The sequence below is a fragment of the Clostridium chauvoei genome, assembly GCF_002327185.1.
In the GTDB taxonomy this organism is placed as follows: Bacteria; Bacillota; Clostridia; order Clostridiales; family Clostridiaceae; genus Clostridium; species Clostridium chauvoei.
This window is the reverse complement of record NZ_CP018624.1, coordinates 2,619,150-2,640,608: the sequence shown is the minus strand read 5'-3', so window position 1 is coordinate 2,640,608 and position 21,459 is coordinate 2,619,150. Positions and strand designations below refer to the sequence as shown.

The window sequence follows — 21,459 nt, the reverse complement described above, 5'->3', positions numbered from 1 at the left end:
TTATGATAGAACTGAAGGATATAAATAAGTATTATATTTCAGGAGAAGAAAAATTACATGCTTTAAGGAATATAAACCTAAAGGTTGAAAAAGGTGAATTTTTAGCTATAATGGGCCCTTCAGGTTCAGGAAAATCAACGATGATAAAGATTCTAGGGTTACTAGATAATAAATTTGAAGGAAGTTACTTATTAAATAATAAGAATGTAAGAGATTTATCAGATGATGAATTAACTTCTTTTAGAAATGAAAAAATAGGTTTTGTATTCCAAGATTTCAATCTTATAAAAAGATTAACAATAAAAGAAAATATAGAGCTACCAATGCTTTATAGAGGATGTACATTAAGGGAAACTGGAAAAAGGGTAAAAGAGTTATTAGAAAAAGTAAATCTTATAGATAAAATAAATAAGTATCCAACTCAATTATCAGGTGGACAACAACAAAGAATATCTATAGCAAGAGCCTTAGTAAATAATCCTGACATAATAATTGCTGATGAACCAACAGGGGCTTTAGATAGTCATACATCAGAAGAGATTATAAGGATTTTTAAAGAGTTAAATAAAGATGGAATTACAATAATTTTAATTACTCATGATATTAATGTAGGAAAAAAAGCAGATAGAATGGTGAGAATATTTGATGGAGAGCTTAAGGAAGGAGAAGATGTATAATGAAATTAAAGGTATTAATCTTTTCAGCCTTGAGAAATTTAAATAGAAATAAAAAGCGTTCTTTTCTAACTATGCTTGGAATTATTATAGGTATAGCAGCTGTTATAGCTATAGTAGCATTAGGTGAAGGATACAAAAGTAAAACCATAAAAGAGTTTACAGGTGAAGATCAAGGTAAAGTCGTGTTAGAGGCATCTTTATCTAGTGAAGATAAAACTCAATCTATGATAAGTGGGAGTATTTTTAGTAATTCAGATAAAGTGGCGGTTGAAAATATAGAAGGCGTTGAAAAAGTAGAATTTAATTTTGATTCAAATAGATTCGGAGAATTCATTACAGCAGAAGTTAGGGGTAAGGAGTTTCAAGGATTAGCTAATAAGGTTAAAGAAGGAGACTCTAAAGATGTAATAGGAAGAAATCTAACTAAAAGCGATAGTGAGGGAAAGAAAAGAGTAATAGTTATTTCAGAAACTATAATAAAAGATAATGCTGGAAAGCTTGAAAATCTTTTAGGTGGAATAGTTACTGTTAAGGGAATTACTTTTGAAATAGTAGGTATTGTTAAGACACCCCCAGATGATGAGGTAAGTTTCTTTAATATGTCAGGAGATATACAAATACCAGAAGGTACTTATAATAAATACTTTAGTACAAGCAAAACAATATCAGGATTAAAAATTACTTTAAGTAAAGATGCTGATGTAAAGAAAAGTATAAAAAGTATTGAAAACACTTTAAATCAAGTAGGTAGCAATAGAGGTAAGGGTAAATATAATGTTATGGATACTAGCGGAATAATAAAGCTTATGGGTGGAGTTTTAAACACTATTACTTTATTTATAGCAGCAGTAGCAGGAATATCTTTATTTATAGCAGGTATAGGGGTAATGAATATGATATATACATCTGTATCTGAAAGAACTGCCGAGATAGGAATAAAGAGAGCTTTAGGAGCTAAGAAAAAAGATATAAGAAGAGAATTTTTAATAGAGGGTGTTGTAATAACTTTAACAGGTGGATTAATAGGTTATATACTTGGAATAATAATAGCAAACATTATATCTATGTTTATGAAGCTTACTATTACACCAAGCTTCTATACAGCATCAATAGCCATAGTTATTTCTATTGTAGTTGGAATAGCATCAAGTTTATTACCAGCTAAAAAAGCAGCAAGTGCTAATACTGTAGATATACTTAAATAGGAAATATTATAATTAAGAACTGATTTTATAATTGAAATCAGTTCTTATTTTCTATCTATAATTTACATCTAAAAATTTATATTTTTTATGATATAATAAATTGATAAAGAATAGATAACAAAAAGGCTTCTACGAAACAGGTGGAAGAGTTGATAATAGGGACTAAATATAAGATTTAGAGTCGCACTTATAGCAAGGAGAAGGTAGTTTATGTCATTTTCATCAAAAGTAAAAGGAGAAATTTGCAGATATTCTGAATTAACAAAAGAAGATGCATTAGCAGAAATATCGGCAATTATGAAGGTAAGTGGAACTATATCCTTTAGCGGATTAGGTTTAGCGTTTAGAATAACAACTGAAAATCCAGCATCAGCAAGACATATTTTTAGTTTGTTAAAGGAGCATTTTGATATACATTCAAAGTTAATGGTTAAAAAGAGTAACTCTCTTAAAAAGAACAATATTTACATGGTACTTATTGAAGAATCTATGGGGGTTAGGGATTTACTTAGAGATACGGGAATATTTAAAGAAGTAGATGGTGTCTTAACTTTAGACTATAGAATTGATGAAGATATGGTTAAAACTGATGAATTAAAGAGAGCTTATGTAAGAGGTGCGTTTATAGGTGGAGGAAGTATTAGTAATCCTGAAAAAACATACCACTTAGAATTTGTTACCCATAGTGAAGAATATGCTAAAGATTTATGTAAACTAATAAATACTTTTGGATTAAAATCAAAGGTTATCCAAAGAAAAAATAGTCACATAATTTATATAAAAGAAGGAGAACAAATATCTAACCTTCTAAGTATATTAGGGGCTCATACATCATTATTAGAACTTGAAAACATAAGAATAATGAAGGAAATGAGAAACAATGTAAATAGACTTGTAAACTGTGAAACAGCTAATCTTAGTAAGACAGTAAATGCAGCAGTAAGGCAAGTTGAAAGCATAAAGCTTATTCAAAAAGAAATAGGTCTTCAAAGACTACCAAAGAATTTAAGAGAAATCGCTGAGCTTAGACTTAGCTATCCAGATGAATCACTAAAGGAATTAGGAGAAATGTTAAATCCACCAGTAGGTAAATCTGGAGTAAATCATAGATTAAGAAAAATAGAGAAAATAGCAGAAGAAGTTAGAACAGGAACTTATTAGTTACAAATGAGGTGATAGAGTGGAAAAAAAATTTACTCATCTTCATCTCCATTCAGAGTACAGTTTATTAGATAGTTCAGGAAAAATAAAAAAGATAATAAGTAAGGCTAAAGAGCTAGGGATGGATAGTATAGCAATAACAGATCATGGAGTTATGTATGGATGCGTTGCTTTTTATAAAGAAGCAAAAGATCAAGGCATAAAGCCTATACTAGGATGTGAAGTTTATGTTGCAGCTAAGTCAATGGATATTAAAATCAATGACAAAGAAAATAGTACGCATCACCTAGTTCTTTTAGTAAAAAATGAAAAAGGATATGAAAACCTTATGGAAATAGTATCAGAAGCTTCAATAAGAGGATTTTACTATAAACCTAGGGTGGATCATGAGTTTTTAAGAAATCATAGCGAAGGGCTAATTGCTTTAAGTGCATGTTTAGGGGGCGAGGTTCAGTCTTGGCACCTAAAGGATAATTATGAAAAAGCAAAGGAAGTAGCACTTTTATACAAGGATATATTTAAAGATGGTTTCTATTTAGAAATTCAAAATCATGGCATGGAAGAACAAAGAAAAGTTATGGAGGAGAATATAAAGTTATCAAAAGAACTGGATATTCCACTTGTAGCTACTAATGATGTACATTACATAAATGAAGAAGATTCAGAAGCACATGATATATTAATGTGTATCCAAACAGGTAAAACTATAGATGATCCAAATAGAAGAAAATATCCTTCAAATCAATTTTACTTAAAATCTAAAGAAGAAATGTGGAGTATGTTCTCTCATGTTAAAGAGGCATTAGAAAACACAACTAAGATTGCAGAAGAATGTAATTTTGATTATGAATTCCATGTTTCTAAGCTTCCTAAATTTCCTTTACCAGAAGGTAGAGAACCTTATGAATATTTAAGAGAAACTTGTTATTTAGGTCTTATCGAAAGGTATGATGTATTTAAAGATTTCTTAAATAAACCACTAAATGTGGAGGAAGTTGTGGATTTCTCTAAAAATAATGAGGAAGCTTGTGGATATGTTAAAAGATTAGAGTATGAACTATCAGTAATACGCCAAATGGGGTATGTAGATTATTTCTTAATTACATGGGATTTTATAAAGTATTCAAATGATAATGGAATTCCAACAGGCCCAGGTAGAGGGTCAGCAGCAGGGTCTATAGTAGCCTTTACTTTAGGTATAACAAAAATAGATCCAATAAAATATAGTTTACTTTTTGAGCGTTTTTTAAATCCTGAAAGAGTAAGTATGCCAGATATAGATTCAGACTTCTGTTATGAAAGAAGACAAGAGGTTATTGATTATGTTGTAGAGAAATATGGCGTAAATAATGTATCTCAAATAATAACCTTTGGAACTATGGCACCAAGAGCTTGTATAAGAGATGTAGGTAGAGCTATGAATTATGCCTATTCAGAGGTAGATAGAATAGCTAAGATGATTCCAACTATGCTTGGAATAACTATAGAAAAAGCACTTGAATTAAATCCAGAACTAAAAGAAGCTTATGATAAAGAAGAAAGAGTTAAAACTTTAATAGATGTAAGCAAAAAATTAGAAGGATTACCTAGACATTCATCAACACATGCAGCAGGTGTTGTTATAGCATCTAAACCATTAGTGGAGTATGTTCCACTGCAAAAAAATGATGAATCTATAGTAGCTCAATTCGATATGACGACCTTAGAAGAACTAGGATTATTAAAAATGGACTTCTTAGGTTTAAGAACTTTAACAGTAATGAGTGATGCTGTTAAAATGATAAAGTACAATAGAGGAATAGATATAGACCTAGATAAAATAGACTTTGAAGATAAAGAAGTCTATAAAATGATAGGTGAGGGTAAGACAGCAGGAGTATTCCAGTTAGAATCAGCAGGTATGACTTCTTTCATGAAGGAATTAAAGCCAGATTCTCTAGAGGATATAATAGCTGGTATATCATTATATAGACCAGGTCCTATGGCAGAAATACCTAAATATATAGAGTGTAAAAGAAATCCAGGTAAGCTTAAATATGATACACCACAATTAGAAGAAATATTAAATGTTACTTATGGGGTAATGGTTTATCAAGAACAAGTAATGGAAATTGTTAGAAAGCTTGCAGGATATTCAATGGGAAGAAGTGACCTTGTAAGAAGAGCAATGTCTAAGAAAAAGCATAAAGTCATGGAAGAAGAAAGAAAGAACTTTATTCATGGTATTACTGATGAAAACGGGAATTTAGAAGTTCCAGGATGTCTAAGAAATGGAATATCAGAAGAGATAGCCAATAAGATTTTTGACTCTATGATGGACTTTGCAAGTTATGCTTTTAACAAGAGTCATGCTGCAGCTTATGCAGTAATAGGATATCAAACAGCATATTTAATGAAGTATTATCCTGTAGAAACAATAGCCGCAATGCTTAACTCAGTAATGGGAACAAGTGAAAAAGTTGCACATTATATAAACTTTGCAGAAAGTTTAGGGATTCAAGTGCTTCCCCCTGACATAAATGAAAGTTATTCTAAATTTACTGTTAAAGGGGATAAAATAAGATTTGGATTAGCTGCAATTAGAAATGTAGGGTTAAATGTTGTTGAAAATATTGTCTATGCAAGAGATAAAAAAGGAAGATTTGAATCATTAGTGGATTTCGTAAATAAAATAGACTTATCAGCAATTAATAAAAGGGCTGTAGAAAGTTTAATAAAATCAGGAGCTTTTGATGAATTTAAAATATTTAGGTCAAAGCTTTTAGCAGTTTATGAAAAAATAATGGATGGTGTTTCAAATGAAAAAAAGAGAAATATTGATGGTCAAATAAGTTTATTTGGTATAGCTGAAGAAGATTTAAAAGCACCAGAAGTTAATTACCCTAATATAAAAGAATTTGCAAAGAAACATATTCTAGCAATGGAAAAAGAAATGACAGGATTATATTTATCAGGACATCCATTAGATGAATATGTTCAAAGTTTAAAGATGCAAACAAGTACTAATATAGAAAAAATATTTGAATCCTATGAAATATTACAAGAAACGTACAATAATGAAGAAATTAAAGTAGATATTATACACGATGAAGAAAAAGTAATATTAGGTGGTATTATTGCTGAAGTAAATCAAAAAATTACAAGAAGTAATACTATGATGGCATTTTTAAAGCTAGAAGATTTAACAGGAATAATAGAAGTAATAGTTTTCCCTAGAACACTAGATAAAGTTAGAGAGTTAATAAAGCCAGATATATTAGTAGCAATTAAAGGTAGAGTTAGCATAAAGGAAGATGAACTTCCAAAGCTTATATGTGAAGCTATAGATCCTTTAGAGAAAGTAAATAAAACAAAGGTTTATTTAAGAACTCAAAATACTAATACAGGAAAAGAATTAATAAAAACAATAAAAGAAACAATGCCTAAAGAATATAAAGGTGACACAACTGTATTTATGTTTACAGCTGAAGATAAAAAACAATACAGAATGTCTAGAGATATTTGGATTGATATGGAATCAGATGCGGTAGATTATTTTAGAAAAATTGTTGGGGAAGATAATGTAAAAATTATGGACTAAAATAAAAAAATAATATATTTAAGATAAGATGGGTAACATAAAAAAGAATATATCCATCTTATTTTAATGTTCTAAAACAAAAAGAAGTTATTAAAATCACATTGAAAATTTGTCAAATTTATATTATAGAAGATAAATTTCTACATAAAAATTAACAAAAAGGTAAATGAAAAATTTTACATCAATTAATTTCTGAAAAATTTATATTTGAGATATAAATTGATAATAAGTAGGTTATAATATCTATAGACAAGAATTAAAAGTAGATAAAAATCGTCAATAATTAATTTATTTTAGTTGCAATAAACTCTTATAGCAAGTAAAATAATAAATGGTGGTAAAAAGAAAAAAATAAAAACTTTAACAGCATACTAGAGTTACAGAATAGTAAAATAAAAAATGGATTATTTCATAGAAAGTGGGACAACCTTTGTCCCGGTGGTGTTAAGGAGGAGTTTACATGAAAAAGATAGCTATTTTAACTAGCGGTGGAGATGCCCCAGGTATGAACGCTGCAATAAGAGCAGTTGTAAGAGCAGCTTTATATAACGGATTAGAAGTTATGGGTGTTCAAAGAGGCTATAGTGGATTAATTAATGGTGAACTATTTAATATGGATAGATCATCAGTATCAGATATTATCCATAGAGGTGGTACTATATTAAGAACTGCGAGATGTTTAGAGTTTAAACAAGAAGAAGTAAGAGTTAAAGCTACTAAGATATTACAAGCTTATGGCGTAGATGCTTTAGTTGTAATAGGTGGAGATGGATCATTCATGGGAGCTAAGCTTTTATCAAAGCTAGGAATAAAGACTATAGGTCTACCAGGAACTATTGACAATGATTTAACTTATACTGATTACACAATAGGTTTCGATACTGCATTAAACACAGTTATCGATGCAATAGATAAAATAAGAGATACATCAACTTCTCATGAAAGAGTTTCTATAGTTGAAGTTATGGGAAGAGATTGTGGAGATTTAGCTTTATATGCAGGTCTTGCAGGTGGAGCTGAATATATAATTACTCCTGAAAAGGGATATACAAAAGAAGAATTATGTAAAGTAATTCTAGAAGGAAAGCACAAAGGAAAAATACATAGTTTAGTATTATTAGCAGAAGGTGTAGGCGGAGCTCAAGAATTAGCTGAATACGTAGAAGGAGTTACAGGAATTGAAACAAGAGCTACAGTATTAGGACATATTCAAAGAGGTGGAAGCCCAAGTGCATCAGATAGAGTTTTAGCTTCAAGAATGGGAGCAAAAGCTGTAGAAGTACTTCTAAATGGAGGAACTTCAAGAGTTATAGGTATTAGAAATAACGAAATAATCGATCAAGATATAGATGAAGCTCTAGCTTTAGATAGAACTTTTGATGAAGAACTATTTAAGACAGCTGAAGAAATAAATAAATAAGTTATTAAATTTACTACTAATTTTAGTAGGATTTTATAAAAGCAAGCAATAAAAAAATATAAATTATATTTAAACAACCAAAGGAGTGTATTACATGAGAAAAACTAAAATGATCTGTACAATAGGCCCAGCTAGTGAAAAGCCAGAAATATTATCAAAGATAATCGAAGCAGGAATGAACGCTTCAAGACATAACTTTTCACATGGAGATCATGAAGAGCATAAGGGAAGAATTCTTTTAGTAAAGGAATTAGCTAAGAAATACAACAAGGAAATAGCTGTAATGCTAGACACTAAAGGACCAGAAATAAGAACTGGAAAATTCGAACCTAAGAAAATTGAATTACAAGCAGGTGCAGAATTTACAGTTTATGCTGGTGGAGATGTTGTAGGAGATGCAACTCAATGTTCAGTAACATACGAAGGATTAGCTAACGATGTTAAACCAGGAAATGTAATCTTAATAGATGATGGTTTAGTAGGATTAGAAGTTAAGTCAATAGAAGGAAATAAAATTCACTGTGTTGTTAAAAACACTGGATTTGTAGGAACTCATAAGGGAGTTAATGTACCAGGAGTTTCAATAAAATTACCTGCTTTAACTGAAAAAGATATAGCAGACCTTAAATTTGGTTGTGAAATTGGTGTTAACTTAGTTGCTGCATCATTCATAAGAAAAGCTTCAGACGTTCAAACTATAAGAAAGATATTAGCAGAAAACGGTGGAGAACACATTCAAATATTATCAAAGATAGAAAACCAAGAAGGTGTTGATAACATAGATTCAATACTTGAAGCTTCAGATGGAATAATGGTAGCTAGAGGAGATCTAGGTGTTGAAATTCCAATGGAAAAATTACCAGCTGTTCAAAAGATGATAATTGAAAAATGTAACGTAGCAGGAAAGCCAGTTGTAACTGCAACTCAAATGTTAGATTCAATGATCAGAAACCCAAGACCAACAAGAGCAGAAGTTTCAGACGTAGCTAACGCTATCTATGATGGTACAGATGCAATCATGTTATCAGGTGAATCAGCAAACGGAGATTGGCCAGTAGAAGCTGTAGAAACTATGTCTAAGATAGCTGCAGAAGCTGAAAAGCAATTAAGCTACAAGGTTGCTGTTTCAACAGCTAAGACTCACATCCCAGCTATAGGTGGAGTTATTTCAAGAGCTGCTGCAAATGCTGCTAGCGAATTAAAAGCTTCAGCTATAATTTCATCAACTCAAAGTGGAGCAACTGCAAAGAGATTATCTCAATGTAGACCAGATTGTCCAATAGTTGCTGTAACACCAGATGAAAAAGTTGCTAAGAAATTAGCTATCTGCTTCGGAGTTAACCCAATAGTTGGAGAACAAATGCAATCAACAGATCACATGATGGAAAGATCAGTTGAAATAGCTAAGGAAAACGGATATGTAGCTGCTGGAGATACAGTAGTAGTAGCTGCTGGAGTTCCAGTTCATACTGTAGGATCTACTAACTTATTAAAAGTAAGCATAGTAGAATAATACACTTTTAAAAAGAAGCCTAAGGGCTTCTTTTTTTGTTTCAATAAAATATCTATAAGTAGTTTTAAATGAAAAATTTATAAATAAATAATAAAATTTAATTTTTTTATTTGCATATGAAAATGTTTAAATGATATTAATTATCAATTAAAAGAGAAAAAGTTTAAAAATAGTATAAAAACAGTATAAAAATAGTATAAAAAAGATAAAAATAAGAAAAGTTAACAAAAAATTAACATTTACATTTAGTATTTTTAGGATATAATGTATAGTATCGAAATAAATAGATATACTATTAATATGGAATTAAATGGCAACTAATTCTGCAATGGCACCCAAGGGTGCTTTTTTTTTATCTAAAAATAAAAATCAACTTAGATTTAAGAATAATTTGATATATTTGTATAAATTATAGTAATAATGAAAAGAATATTAAAAAAAGATAAAGGATGGATTGATATGTCAAGTTTGAATTGTAAAGCATCAAAGTGTGTATATAACCATTCAGGGAGTTGTAATGCAGATTATATAAATATATCAGGGAAATATTCTCATATTAGCGATGAAACTTGTTGTAATACTTTTAAAGAAACTACTTTAAAAAATACATTTAGCAATATTAACAATGTAGGTATATTTAATGGAGTAAAGCAAATGTTTAATTCCAATATAACCTCTTTATCACCTTCAGTTTATTGTGATGCATCAAATTGTTATTATAATAAGGAAGGTGCGTGTGTTGCAGAAAATATTTCTGTAGCAGGCCAAAAGGCAAGAACTTTAGATGAAACTAATTGTGAAACCTTTGTTGAGGCATATTAGTTAAACAGTTAAATTGCCTTAAATTTTCTTCGAATTTGTTTACTGTTATGTTATAATCATAATTACGAATTCGGTAAATAATAAGGAAGAGTTAGGTGATTATTTTGCTAGAGAAAAATAAAGAATATACTTTAGATATAATTTCACAGGGGTATGAAGGCGAAGGAATTGCAAAAGTAGATGGATACCCAGTTTTTATAGAGGGAGCAATAGCAGGAGAGAAGGTTAGAGCCTTAATTGTTAAAGCTAAGAAGAACTTTGCATACGGTAAATTACTAGAGATTCTAGAAACTTCTGATGGAAGATTAGAACCAAAATGTGAATACTATAAAAAATGTGGTGGATGCTCTGTTCAACATATGAATTATGAAAAGCAATTAGATTTTAAGTGGGATAGAGTAAAGGATTGTGTATATAAAATAGGGGGACTATCTAAGGATTTAGTTAAATATCCATTAGGAATGGAAAACCCTATTAGATATAGAAATAAAGTTCAGCTTCCAATTGGTTTAGTTAATGGAAAGCTTTCAATAGGTTTCTATGCTCCAAGAAGTCATAACATAATAGATTTAGAAACTTGCCTAATTCAAGATGAAATAGCAGATAAAGTTGTAGAGTTAACTAGAAAGTGGATAGAAGAATATAATATAGCTCCAGCTACTATCGATGGTAAGTTTAATCCAAAGGGGTTACTTAGACATATAATGATTCGTAGAGGCTTTAAAACTAATGAGGTAATGGTGGTTTTAGTTACTTTAAAGGATAAAATTCCACATATTAATGAATTTGTAAAGGCTATAAGTGAAAACATAAATGGAATAAAGAGTATAGTGCAAAATGTTAATCTAAAAGAAACAAATGTTATATTAGGCGAAAAGTGTATAACATTATGGGGAGAAGACGTAATTACAGACTATATTGGAGATTTTAAGTTTAATATATCACCACTATCATTCTTCCAAGTTAATCCTATCCAAACAGAAGTATTATATGGAAAAGCTTTAGAATATGCGGGTTTAACAGGCGATGAAACAGTGTTTGATGCATATTGTGGTACAGGTACAATAACACTATTTTTATCACAAAAAGCTAAAAAGGTATATGGGGTTGAAATTATAGAACCGGCAATAGTAAATGCAAAAGAAAATGCTAAAGTTAACTTAGTAGAAAATGCAGAATTCTTTGTAGGTAAGTCAGAGGAAGTCATTCCAGAGCTTATAGAAAAAGGAATAAAACCAGAAGTAATAGTAGTAGATCCGCCAAGAAAAGGCTGTGATGTGAAGCTGTTAGAAGCTATAGGTAAAGCAAAACCACAAAGAGTTGTATATGTATCATGTGATCCAAGTACCTTAGCAAGAGACTTAAAAATACTAGAAGAACAAGGCTTTAAAACTGAAGTCGTTCAACCAGTAGATATGTTTCCACATACAAGTCATGTGGAAAATGTAGTGTTGTTAAATAAAAAGTTATAGTCTAACAAAAAACTCACACTAAAAGAAGGTGCTCCAGGACTAAGAGGTCGCACAAAGTGCTCTCCGTAGCTCTTGAAAAAAGATAGCTCTATGGGAGATAGTTTCAAGGAATAAGATTGAGAGTATGAAGAAATATAATGGCGAAATAAGTTGGTCATTAACACTGATGAAACCAGGGCTTCAACAGAAGTTAGTAACTGAAATAAGATTGAATTAATCAGGATTAAGGGAGAAATCACTTTAAACTGATACCGATGTCAAGGACATTATAAAAAAAGAGGATTAAGCATAAAGAAGATGATTTCTGTATTGAACAGGAGTCATCTTTTTTTGATTCCATTTATATCTGTAATTGTTATAATAAAGTATATATCTATCAATTTCAATTTTTAGTTCTTCATAAGAATTACAGTTCTTACTTTTTACAGAATCTTTTAGATGACCAAAGAATGATTCTTGAGGTGTATTGTTCCAACAGTTCCCACGACGGGACATAGATTGTTCTAATTTATTTTTTAAAGTAAAGATTGAAATATAGGGCTTGTATAATGTGATCCTTGATCAGAATGAATAAATGCATTTGAATTTAATTTTACATTTGTTTGTTTCTTTAACTTTATTATAGTTTCAATTGCTATATCTAGTGTAATTCGTTTAGATATATGGTGCACTAAAGTTCACTAGTTGAAGCGTCTAGAACGGTCGATAAATAAGCCATACCGCTCTCACCTTATATCCTCTGAATTTATATAATTGTAATATCCCGAACGTGAAACATCCAAAAGCTTACAAAAATATCGTGTTAAGATTTTAAAGTTATTTGCTTCAATTGTAGATTTTATTAATTCAAATTTATCACTAGTTTTTAATTCTTTATTTTTGTTTATCAACAACCTTTCTTTCTCGTCTAATTTTTTTTATAATTCTAACTGTGCTTCAAGCAGCTTTATTTTAGCTTCTTGTCTTTCTATAATTTCTTCTTTTGTTAGTTCTCTATTGCTAGGGCGCTCATTAGAATATAATTCTGCCTTTATCATAAGTTTTTTTCATCTATCAGCAGATTGTTCAACTCTTTTCATTCCAATCATTTCTATATCAAATCCATTTTTAATGAAAATGTCTCGTGGTAATTTTCCAGCAATATATTCATCTATAAACAATCTTTTAAATTCAAATGTATAAGTTATAGATTTTTCACTAGCTCTAGCAACAATTTTATTCTTCTTCTGTAAATAAAATCTTATTCATTAGCTACCTCCAACTTGTTTTTTTAATTATATAAATACCTATAGATTTAAACACTTTTTTATAAGTGTCTAGTCTATAGGTATCAGTTTAGGTGAAGTTCGCTTTTATTATTTTTATATGCCAAAAAATAAAGTGACTATCTTTATTGATAATCACTTTACAAACTTAGCTATATCTAAAATGAATTGTAGTAGGGGAAAGGTTATGTTGTTGAATGCATATACATTCATCTTCAAGTGTAATGTTAAAATAATCTATGAACTCATATGAAAATGTATCAACTAAGCTTAAATTACAATGCTCTTGTCCAGGTAGTATAGTTATTACACAGTTATAGCTACTATGAGTAAAAACATACCTTTCAAAATTTAATAATTGTTTTTTTATTTCATTAATATCTGTACTATGTATAGTATTAAAATTTTTACAAGCTGTCATATAAAGGGCTTAAATTACTTCAATATAAACTCTATAAGATGAATGATTTTTATTTTTTATAGGTTTAGATATAGTAAGTATTTATATAATTAGTATACAAAGAAAAATAAAAAATCCTTTAGGAGAATGTAAAAAATGAGTGGTTAGGTTATATATCATAATAGTGAGAAAAAAGTTTAATTATGGTAAAATGTTTATTGTATAATCTATTTAAATGGGTTATTAAGGGCAAATTAAAAAGAGATAGGGGGTTATATACATAGAGTTAAAATGAATAGAAGATGAAATAATACAAACAGATAATGTTATTAGAAATAGAAAATATAAAAATGCTATTAAATTTGGAGTAATAAGTAGATAGATGTTTAAAAGGGATATTTAAAAGAGGTTAGGTGAAAAAGACATGAAGATAAAAAGCGTAAAAGTTCATAACTTTAGGTCAATAAAAGATAATATATTTAATATGTATGATTATTCATTATTGATAGGTGAAAATAATTCAGGGAAAACTAATATAATGACTGCATTAAGAGTATTTTATGAGGATAATATTAAATTTAATATAGATAAGGATTTTCCTAAATTCGATACAGATGATAGGGAAAGTTGGATAGAAATAGAGTATAGTCTTGAAGAATATGAAAATGAAAATTTAAAAGTTGAATATAGAAATGATGATAATACTTTAAGAGTTAGAAAATATCTTAACTCAGAGGAAATTGATGTCAAAACAAATCAGAGCAATATATATGCGTATGAAAATGGAATTTTATCAAGAAATTTATTTTATGGTGCTAAAAATATTGCTCAATCAAAATTAGGTGAACTTATATATATACCGGATGTAAGCAAAAGTTCAGAGGTATTAAAGTTAACAGGTCCATCACCGTTTAGAAATTTATTAAGTTATGTTATGAAAAAAATTATGAAGAGTAGTCCAGCTTATAAAGAATTAGCTTGTAGTTTTGATACTTTTAATAATGAATTTAAAAGAGAAGTTACGGATGAAGGTATTTCGTTAAATACATTAGTTCAAGATATTAATAGCAATATTAATACTTGGGGAATAAACTTTGGAATACAAATAAATGCTATAAAGGAAGAAGAAATTATTAAAAGTTTAATGAGCCATTATATAGAAGATATTAATCTTAATAATACAATAGATATAGATAACTGTGGGCAGGGAGTACAAAGACATTTAATATATACATTAATATTATTATCAGCAAAGTACCAAGATGATAGTATCAAAAAAACTGATTTTAACCCTAATTTGAAATTAATATTGTTTGAAGAACCAGAAGTATTTTTACATCCATCTCAACAAGAAAGATTAAATATAAGTTTACGAGGGCTTGGAGCTGAAGAAAATAATCAAATATTAATTACAACACATTCTAATATATTTGTATCTCAAAATACAGAAGATTTAAAAAATATTTGCAAGGTAAAAAAATCAAATGGAATTAGTGAAATATATCAAATGAATGAGTCAGATTTAAAAGATTTATATGATGACAACATAAGTATATTTAAATATTTTAAAGAAATTTTAGAACAATCATCAGATAATAAATTAAAAGCTGAAATAAGGAAGAGAAACTTAGCAAATGAACATTCGAATATTGATGATATATTAGATAAGGAATCTATGAAGTATTTTTTATGGTTAGATTCAGAAAGAACATCAATGTTTTTTGTTAATCATGTAATTTTATGTGAAGGACCAAGTGAAAAAATATTTTTTGAATATTTAATAAATACAAAATGGACAGAGCTAAAAGAACGTAATATATGTATCATAGATTGTATGGGGAAGTTTAATATAAATAGATATATGAATTTATTCTCTAAATTAGCAATATCACATTCTGTACTTATTGATAGTGATGGAAGCAAAGGGATTCAAGGCATATTTAATAAATTTATTGATAAAAGCAAAAATGAATTTACGAAAAATGTACATTTATTTGAAACAGATATAGAAGATTTTTTAAAAATAGATACTCCTAAAAGGAAAGACTTAAAACCGTTAAATATTATGCATAATTATAAAAATAATTATATTAGTGATGAAAAAATAACTGAAATAAGGTCATTGTTAGAGGAATTAATGTAAAAATAATATATGAAAATAAAAGGGTGTTGTTGAGAGATGGCAAATTATGATTTTAAAGAATTATCTAGCTATGATTTTGAACTTTTAATAAGAGATATTCTTCAAAAGGAATTAGGAGTTTATATTGAGAGTTTTAAATCAGGTAGAGATAATGGAATAGATTTAAGATATTCAACGGATAAGAAAAATACAGCAATAATACAATGTAAGCACTATGCAAATTCAAGTTTTAGCAATTTAAAGACAAGCTTAAAGGGCGAAGTATTAAAGTTAAATAAAATAAAGTGTAGGAGATATATGGTTATAACTTCAAAAGGATTAAATCCTATGGAAAAGGATGAATTATTAGAAATATTAAGACCATATTGTGATAAGACATCAGATATATTAGGAAAAGAAGACATAAATAATTTATTAACTAAATATCCAGAAGTAGAAAAATCAAATTATAAATTATGGTTAACTAGTACTACACTAATGGATAAAATATTACATAGTAGAGTATATAATCAGTCAGAATTAGAAATTGATGATATAAGAAGTAGATGTAAGTATTATGTTCAGAATAAAAGTTTTTTTATAGCTTTAGATATGCTAAAAGAATTAAATTATTGCATTATAACAGGAATGCCAGGTATAGGTAAGACTACATTGGCGGAGATATTAATATTACATTTTTTAGAGAAGGAATATGATATATATAAAATAAGTAATGATATAAGTGAAGCCTATGAAGTTTATAATAAAAATAAGAAACAGTTATTTTATTATGATGATTTTTTGGGACAAACCTCACTTGATAACAAGTTAAATAAAAATGAAGATGATAAAATATTAAAATTTATAAAAACTATAGCTAAAAACAAGAATTCAAAATTTATACTTACAACACGAGAATATATATTAAATGAAGCTAAAATTTACTATGAAAAATTTAATAATTTCAACTTTGATATTAATCAATGTAGTATAAAATTAAGTGATTATACTGAGATTCATAAAGCTAATATTTTATATAATCATTTATATTTTTCAGAACTTCCAAGAGAAATATATGAACAATTAATTATTAGAAAAAAATATAAAGAAATAATAAATCATTCTAATTATAATCCTAGAATTATAGATGAGGTAATAAAAAATTATTGTGATGAAAGCTATGATGAATTTTATAAGAATATGATTTCTACTTTAGATAATCCAGAGTATTTATGGGAGCATATATTTAAAAATCAATTAAAGTCATATTCAAGAAATTTATTAATAATTTTAGCTACAATGCCTAATGTAGTTGAAAGCTCTGAATTAAAAATTGCTTTTGAAAGTTATAATTCATATATATGTGATAGATATTCTGAAAATAGACATAGATATGATTTTCAGAATGCATTAAAGGCTTTGGAAGTAACTTTTATAAAAGTTGATAAAAATAAAGATAAATTACTAATTAGTTTTTCTAATCCATCAATTAAGGGTTTTATTGAAAATATTATATATGATGATAAAGAAACTTATTCAGGATGTTTGGAATCTACAGCGTTTTTTATGCAGATTAGAACATTAGCTAGTAGGGGTTTTAAAAAGTTTAAGGATGAAAAGCTGATAAGTATATTAATAAATAAAATAGAGGAAACAATTGAAGAAAAAGATATTACAATTTTTAACAAACAAAATAATTCCATAGTAAATTATAATAATTATACATTATTAGATAAGTATAATTATACATATGAATTTTTAAAATTAAATAATATAGAAGATACTAAATTACTTAGTGAATTACTTAATGTTGTAATAGATAAATTAACATTTGATGATTTAGAAGGTTGTTTAAGAATGTTAAGACTATTTAAAAAATATGATATGGATAGGAAAAATTATAATAGAATAGGATCTATAGTTTTAACAATAATAATAGAAGCCACTACTGATGATATACTTTCATTTGAATGGGAAAGAGTAATTAACATTTTAAAAGAAATCGAGGGAAATATAAGAAATTACGAAGTAGAATTAATTACGGAGCGATATATAAATAATTATGAGACGATGTTATACGATGAAAGTAGTAACTTAGACAATTCAGATGACGTTAACGAAACTATAAGCATAATAGAAGAAATAAATAAGTATTTTGGATTTGATGATGAAATAGATTTGCTAAAAAATAAATTTAACGAGTTATTAGAAGATGAGTTAAAGATGGAATATTATGATGAAGACCAAGCTTATGAGCAATATAGAGATTCAAAAATATTAAATGAGGATATAAATATCATAGATAATATGTTTGAATCATTACTAAAATAAAAGAGTTGAATAGTCTAATTAGAGTAACATAAACTTATTTTTTACATAATATATAATATAATTGAATTTTAAAGAGGAAAAATGGAGTTTATATTAGCAGAAGAGTTAAAAAAAGAATTTTATGTAAGAGCTAAGTTTTATAAGTTAGTTTATGATAGTAATAACATTATACGATGCAGAAGTGGTGTTAGTATAAAGTAGTGGACACAGCAAGTCGAACTAAGTAAAATTATATTTAGTTAAGAATAGATAATAATAAAAACAACCATGATATTAAGAACTATGTGTATCATTCTAGGTGTAGCTAGAAGTACATATTATAAATCTTTTGATAAAACTAAATCTGCAACCGAAATAGAAAATTAGGAGCTAAAAGCAGTGATTAAAAGTAGTAGAAAGTTTAGAAAACATTTTAAAAAGAGATTTTACAACCACTTCTACTAATGAAAAATAGGTTGGAGATATTACATATATTTATATTATCAAAGATGGGTTATGCTATTATAATTGAAAAATCTGGATTAGTTGAGTTAGAAATACATGAAAAACTAAATAGGTTCTTTACCTTAAAGTTTAGGAGGGCAAACTATGTATTATACAAAAATTATTTTTAATTCTGGAGATTGGAAAAAACTAACCTATAGTTTTAAACTTAATATGTTATGTAGAGAATTAGAAATTATTTACGATAATTTTTTAGGTGGATATACTACCAAAGGAATTAAACTGAATAGAAATCAATATGCTCATTTAAAACAGTTGTTGAAAATTGAGAATTTTAAAAAGTATAGAGATAATCTAAATATAGATAATTATATTTCATTGTTAGATACATATAGATGGAGCTTACAATGTATATCAAATGATGGAGAGCCTATGTTGGAAATACCCAATAGAGGTGATGATTATATTATGCCGCCAGACTTTGTGATTAACCTAGTAGAATACATTGCTGAGATTGGAATAGAACCTGAACTTATCCCGAAAATGAGATTGTTCTGATAGTTAAATAAGAATTTAAAAAGTATAATTACCAAAGAGGAATCATACAAATGCTTTTCCCACATACAAGTCATGTGGAAAATGTAGTGTTGTTAAATAGAAAGTAAAAAATACAATAAAGATAGCTACGAAACTGAGACAGTAGATAGTTTTGTGTAAAAACAAAACTATCTACTGTTTTTTGTATTAACAGTTGGAAGTTTTGGAATAATATACTATATAAATTAGGAGGAATTATTATGACAAGAAAAATTGATACCAACTTTGATTACAATGAGGAAATTAAAAGATGCAAAACAATCGATGATGTAATGGGTAAAAACGGATTAATACAAAGATTAGTTAAAGATGTTCTTGAAAATATATTAGAAGGTGAAATGGAAGAACATCTAGGAAGAAATAAATATGAACGTGTAGAAGCAGTTGATCAAACTAAGAAGAACTACAGGAATGGTTATAGTCGCAAGAATTTAAGAAGTTCCTTCGGTGACGTCGACCTAGACGTACCCCGTGATAGAAATGCTGAATTTGAGCCACAAATTATAAAAAAATATGAAACCGTGTGTACTGAGTTAGATAAAAAGATTATATCTTTATATGCTAAAGGTATGTCAACATCTGATATTCAGGCTGAAATTGAAGACTTATATGGAATAACTATATCACCATCGATGGTATCTAAAATAACTGATAAAGTGCTTGCTAGCGCCGCCGAATGGCAAAATAGAGTATTAGATAAAATATATCCAATAGTTTATTTAGATGCTATGTACTTTAAAGTTAGAAGTAATGGAAAGATAGTTAACAAGGCTGTCTATATATGCTTAGGATACACTATGGAAGGATATAAAGATATTTTAGGTATATGGGTTGATGAAGCTGAAGGTGCTAAATTCTGGTTAGGAATTTGCAATGATTTAAAAAATAGAGGTGTAAAAGAAATTTTAATTGCTTGTATGGATGGATTAAAAGGTCTTCCACAAGCTATAAAAACAGTATTTCCATCAGTAAATATTCAAACATGTATTGTTCATCAAATAAGAAATTCAATAAAATACATAGCTTCAAAAGATAAAAAAGCATTTATGAAAGATTTGAAGGAGGTTTATAAGGCTACAACAGAGGAACTTGCGTTAGCACAGCTAGATAATTTAAAGGAGATATGGGGAGATAAATATGGAATAGTAATAGATTCCTGGTATAACAATTGGAGTAACCTTTCAACATTTTTTGACTTCTCTCCAACTATAAGAAAGATGATTTATACTACAAATATCTTAGAAGGTTTTAATCGTCAAATACGTAAATTCACTAAAGTTAGAGTCATATTCCCAACTGATGAATCTTTAAATAAGTGTGTTTACTTAGCAACAATGGAGATACTAGAAAAATGGACTCAACCTATACATAATTGGGGTGCTACGCTAGCGGAGCTATCAATAATATTTGAAGATCAATTAAAAGATGAATTAGCTTAAAAGCTTGTACTTTTTATAAATTATATGCATACTATTAGATTTTTTTGAAATACTAAAAAAGGTAATAAGAAACATTATTAGTATTTCTTAAATATAAAAAAATATTACTGGAAATGAAAATTTCCAGTAATATTAAAATAATAAAAATGATAATTACACAGAATTATCTATTCTCTCACGAAACTAAAAGTGGAGTTTTGTAGCTATCTTTATTAATTTCTATTTTAAATTTTTAATCCAAGCAGTAATTATTGATTTTACAATGCCATATTAGTTATTTAGCTCTGTTAAGCTCATTTCAGACTTCAATAAGTCTACTATCATATCTTTATATTCTAGAATATATATTTGCAATTTCCTGTAATGGGTATATCATTACTTAATTGCGCTTAATGTATCCACTATTTTATACTAACACCATTTTTATTAATTAATAATGATAATATATAAATTAATACTGATATTGGGAATAAAATAGAAAAAGTATAATTATATAATAAATAGTATAAAACAATTGCTAAAACTATAGAAATAAAAGTTGTTTTTAATATTGGAATAATGGTTTGAATCAACTTATCTTTAGTTTTATTAGATATATTTAAAGTTATTTTATTATAATTAGTAGCTAGCTGTAAGTTCCCAAGAGCGGAGCTGAAAATTATCAAGATTAGTAATTTTATTAGTAGTTTTAAATTATGAGCATAATCAAAAAGATATATATTTATAAAAAATAATATTAAAATATACGATGTAATATTTAAGATACAAACTATATTGCTAGAAATTATTTTTTATAAAAAGGTTCTTTTTTGAATTTAATATTATTAACATTAATAAATAATTCATTATTTATACTATCACAAGCAAACATTATTATAATAGTTGAAAATGCTATAAGTACAATATCGTTAATTCTATTATTATTACTAAGTTGTATATAGAATAGTAGGCCCATAAGCATTGTACAAGATAAATTTTTAATTGTTAGTATACCATAGCTATTCGATTTAT

The 21,459-nt window shown here is 27.8% G+C and carries 13 protein-coding genes and 1 pseudogene; 12 read left to right on the top strand and 2 right to left on the bottom strand.

Features of this window, described 5'->3' with window-relative positions:
• The first annotated feature begins 2 nt into the window (after positions 1-2).
• From BTM21_RS12400 to rlmD, 8 genes are all read left to right on the top strand, one after another.
• Entirely contained in the window at positions 3-677 is a 675-nt protein-coding gene (locus tag BTM21_RS12400) for an ABC transporter ATP-binding protein (protein ID WP_021874598.1), read from the top strand.
• Entirely contained in the window at positions 677-1,882 is a 1,206-nt protein-coding gene (locus BTM21_RS12395) for an ABC transporter permease (RefSeq protein ID WP_079481683.1), read from the top strand. The genes BTM21_RS12400 and BTM21_RS12395 overlap by 1 nt, the downstream gene beginning before the upstream one ends.
• 210 nt (positions 1,883-2,092) lie before the next feature.
• Positions 2,093-3,043, top strand: coding sequence for a DNA-binding protein WhiA (gene whiA, locus BTM21_RS12390; protein WP_021874596.1), 951 nt, complete (start codon positions 2,093-2,095; stop codon positions 3,041-3,043).
• 19 nt (positions 3,044-3,062) lie between these two features.
• Positions 3,063-6,623: a DNA polymerase III subunit alpha gene (locus BTM21_RS12385; RefSeq protein ID WP_021874595.1), complete on the top strand. Its 3,561-nt coding sequence runs from the start codon at positions 3,063-3,065 to the stop codon at positions 6,621-6,623.
• A gap of 460 nt (positions 6,624-7,083) precedes the next feature.
• Positions 7,084-8,043 carry a 6-phosphofructokinase gene (gene pfkA, locus BTM21_RS12380; protein ID WP_021874594.1) on the top strand — a complete coding sequence of 320 codons (960 nt, stop codon included), beginning with the start codon at positions 7,084-7,086 and terminating at the stop codon, positions 8,041-8,043.
• A 94-nt stretch (positions 8,044-8,137) separates the two neighbouring features.
• Entirely contained in the window at positions 8,138-9,556 is a 1,419-nt protein-coding gene (gene pyk / locus BTM21_RS12375) for a pyruvate kinase (protein WP_021874593.1), read from the top strand.
• Positions 9,557-10,015: 459 nt separating this feature from the next.
• Positions 10,016-10,378: a DUF1540 domain-containing protein gene (locus tag BTM21_RS12370; RefSeq protein WP_161493129.1), complete on the top strand. Its 363-nt coding sequence runs from the start codon at positions 10,016-10,018 to the stop codon at positions 10,376-10,378.
• 104 nt (positions 10,379-10,482) lie between these two features.
• Positions 10,483-11,850, top strand: coding sequence for a 23S rRNA (uracil(1939)-C(5))-methyltransferase RlmD (gene rlmD / locus BTM21_RS12365; RefSeq protein ID WP_021874591.1), 1,368 nt, complete (start codon positions 10,483-10,485; stop codon positions 11,848-11,850).
• Positions 11,851-12,132: 282 nt separating this feature from the next.
• Here the strand turns inward: rlmD and BTM21_RS12360 are convergent.
• Both BTM21_RS12360 and BTM21_RS13595 read right to left on the bottom strand, forming a co-directional pair.
• Positions 12,133-13,094, bottom strand: a pseudogene (locus BTM21_RS12360) (IS3 family transposase).
• A gap of 169 nt (positions 13,095-13,263) precedes the next feature.
• Positions 13,264-13,536: a hypothetical protein gene (locus BTM21_RS13595; RefSeq protein ID WP_131431668.1), complete on the bottom strand. Its 273-nt coding sequence runs from the start codon at positions 13,534-13,536 to the stop codon at positions 13,264-13,266.
• A 403-nt stretch (positions 13,537-13,939) separates the two neighbouring features.
• Between BTM21_RS13595 and BTM21_RS12355 the strand changes: the two genes are divergently transcribed.
• From BTM21_RS12355 to BTM21_RS12340, 4 genes are all read left to right on the top strand, one after another.
• The gene (locus BTM21_RS12355) at positions 13,940-15,658 is read left to right on the top strand and encodes an ATP-dependent nuclease (RefSeq protein ID WP_096145450.1); all 1,719 of its coding nucleotides are present in this window, start codon (positions 13,940-13,942) and stop codon (positions 15,656-15,658) included.
• A gap of 36 nt (positions 15,659-15,694) precedes the next feature.
• Positions 15,695-17,968: an nSTAND3 domain-containing NTPase gene (locus BTM21_RS12350; protein WP_021874587.1), complete on the top strand. Its 2,274-nt coding sequence runs from the start codon at positions 15,695-15,697 to the stop codon at positions 17,966-17,968.
• Between the two features lie 588 nt (positions 17,969-18,556).
• Positions 18,557-18,970 carry a hypothetical protein gene (locus BTM21_RS12345; RefSeq protein ID WP_079481682.1) on the top strand — a complete coding sequence of 138 codons (414 nt, stop codon included), beginning with the start codon at positions 18,557-18,559 and terminating at the stop codon, positions 18,968-18,970.
• A 239-nt stretch (positions 18,971-19,209) separates the two neighbouring features.
• On the top strand, positions 19,210-20,448 hold the full coding sequence (locus tag BTM21_RS12340; RefSeq protein ID WP_079481332.1) for an IS256 family transposase: 1,239 nt from the start codon (positions 19,210-19,212) through the stop codon (positions 20,446-20,448).
• Positions 20,449-21,459 lie beyond the last annotated feature (1,011 nt).